The 2,572-nt window shown below is 66.7% G+C and carries 2 protein-coding genes; one reads left to right on the top strand and one right to left on the bottom strand.

Annotation, left to right across the window (positions count from 1 at the left end; genetic code table 11):
• Positions 1-38: 38 nt before the first annotated feature.
• A complete protein-coding gene (locus tag AC5Y4S_RS29720; RefSeq protein WP_500036090.1) occupies positions 39-1,913 on the bottom strand; it encodes an alkyl/aryl-sulfatase in 1,875 nt (624 codons plus the stop codon).
• A 172-nt stretch (positions 1,914-2,085) separates the two neighbouring features.
• On the opposite strand from AC5Y4S_RS29720, the gene AC5Y4S_RS29715 reads away from it, so the two are divergent.
• Positions 2,086-2,559 carry a lipoprotein LpqH gene (locus AC5Y4S_RS29715; RefSeq protein WP_067154823.1) on the top strand — a complete coding sequence of 158 codons (474 nt, stop codon included), beginning with the start codon at positions 2,086-2,088 and terminating at the stop codon, positions 2,557-2,559.
• The last annotated feature ends 13 nt before the right edge of the window (positions 2,560-2,572 follow it).

Below are 2,572 nucleotides of genomic sequence, written 5' to 3'. Positions count from 1 at the left end.
GCGGATTTCATGCGATTCTGCGTCTGCTCGCGAAGTAGCTACGGCGTGACGATGTTGAAAGCCGGGTCGGGCTCGTCGAGCGCGCCGAGGAAGGCCTGCAGCGCCGCCTGGTCACCCGAAACGTCCAGACCGGGCGAGCCGAAGTCGCCCATCGCCGCGGCCAGCAGGCGAAACTTGCTGTCGGCGTTCACCGTAACCGTCGCCGTCGCCGGGTCGGGCGCCACCCGGCGGTGCACGAGGACCCCGTTTCGCAGGCTCAGTCGGTAGTTGGCGGCCGCGTCGGCGAACGCGATGTCGACGGCGATGTCGAGGTCCCAACTGCGCGGTCCGTTGACCCGGATGGCGAGGCTGTCGAAGATCTGCTCGGGTGTTAGCTGAGAAAGCATTGTGGGAGAGGCGACTTGGGCTGCAGTGCCGAAGTTGCCGTCGCGCAGTTCGGCGGCGCCGCTCAGGAAGAAATTGCGCCACGTGGCGTTCTCCGCGCCGTAGGCCAGCTGTTCCAGCACATCGGAGTACAGCGAGCGGGCGGCCGCGTGCCCGCTGTCGGTGAAGACGGCATGATCGAGCAGCGTTGCCGCCCAACGGAAGTCGCCAGCATCGAACGCCGCCAGGGCGAGCTCGACAACCCGGTCGATGCCGCCCATCGCGTCGACGTAGCGGGGGGCGATCGACTCCGGCGGATGGGGCCACAGCCGCGCCGGGTTGCCGTCGAACCAACCCATGTAGCGCTGATAGACCGCCTTGACGTTGTGGCTGACCGAGCCGTAGTACCCGTGGGTGTGCCAGGCCCGCTCCAGCGCGGGCGGCATTTGAAACGCCTCGGCGATCTCGGCGCCGGTGTGCCCCTGGTTGAGCAGGCGCAGCGTCTGGTCGTGCAGGTAGGCGTACAGATCGCGTTGCAGCGAAAGGAATTCGACGATGCTCTCCCGGCCCCAGGTGGGCCAGTGGTGGGAGGCGAACACCACGTCGGCGCGATCGGCGAAGGTGTCGATGGCCTCGGTCAGGTAGCCCGACCAGGCGTGCGGGTCGCGCACCAGCGCGCCGCGCAGGGTCAGCAGGTTGTGCAGGTTGTGGGTGGCGTTCTCCGCCATGCACAGCGCGCGGAACCGCGGGAAGTAGAAGTGCATTTCGGCCGGCGCCTCGGTGCCGGGCGCCATCTGGAACTCGATCTCCACACCGTCGATGGTGTGCTTCTCACCGGTCTCCCGGATGTCGACCGTAGGCACGATGATGCCGATCTCGCCGGTGGACGCGGCCTGCCCCAACCCGCAACCCACGTGGGCCTGCGGTCCGCGCGCCAGCATGGAGCCGTACATGTAGGTGGCGCGGCGCGTCATCGCCGGGCCGGCATAGACGTTCTCCTGGACGGCGTGCGCGGTGAAGCCCTCCGGCGCCAGCACCGCCACCGCGCCGCTGTCCACGTCGGCTTGCGTGGTGACGCCGAGAACGCCGCCAAAGTGATCGACGTGGCTATGGGTGTAGATGACTGCGACGACGGGACGGTCTCCGCCACGGTGGGTGCGATAGAGGTTCAGCGCCGCCGCCGCGACCTCGGTAGATATCAGCGGGTCGATGACGATGACGCCGGTGTCGCCCTCGACGAAGGTGACGTTGGAGATGTCCAGGCCGCGGACCTGGTAGATGCCCGGGACCACCTCGTAGAGCCCCTGCTTGGCGGCCAGCGTCGATTGGCGCCAAAGGCTCGGATGCACGGACGTCGGCGCGTCGCCGGTGAGGAAGGAGTAAGCGTCGTTGTCCCAAACCACGCGCCCGTCGGCCGCAGTGATGACGCACGGGGACAGGGCCGCGATGAAGCCGCGATCGGCGCTCTCGAAGTCCCTGGTGTCGTCGAACGGCAGGGCATGGTCGCGATGGGCCGACTCGATGACGGCGGTGGGGGGTTTGTGGTCCACGGCAACACAGTGCCATTAATGCGTCCTTTGGTGGAAGGACGCGTGCAGAGCTGCTGGGTTAACCGATGCGAAACAATTTCGCCATACCTCTTTCCTGCGGCACGGCAAACTTGCATACTGCCTTGACGGTTCTCAATGCCGAGGACCGCAACAATCGGGCAAAGGAGAACAGGTGAAGCGTGGACTGACTGTCGCGGTAGCCGGAGCGGCGATTCTGGCCGCAGGCATTTCCGGGTGTTCGAGCAACAAGTCGAGCACGAGCGGTAGTGCGAACGGCACGTCCGTTGCGGTTGCCACCCCCGGAAGCGGCGCGGCAGCGCCGACGGTGACCATCGACGGCAAGAACCAGAACGTAACCGGGTCCGTCGTGTGCACGACGGTCGGCGGCAACACGACCATCGCGGTCGGTGGTGCAGCAACCGGCATCTCCGTCGTGCTCGCCGGTGACAACACGGTGAAGTCCGTCGGGCTCGGCAACGTCAACGGTGTGACCCTCGCGTACGCGCAGGGTTCCGGGCAGGGCAACGCCTCGGCGACCAAGAACGGCAACAGCTACAAGGTCACCGGCACCGCCACCGGGGTCGACATGGCCAACCCGATGCAGCCGGTGAACAAGCCGTTCGAAATCGACGTGACTTGCTCCTAGCCCGGTGACGATG

The sequence above is a fragment of the Mycobacterium sp. NGS64 genome (assembly GCF_059812245.1).
The sequence above is the reverse complement of the archived record's forward strand: the minus strand, read 5'-3'. Positions and strand labels throughout refer to the sequence as shown.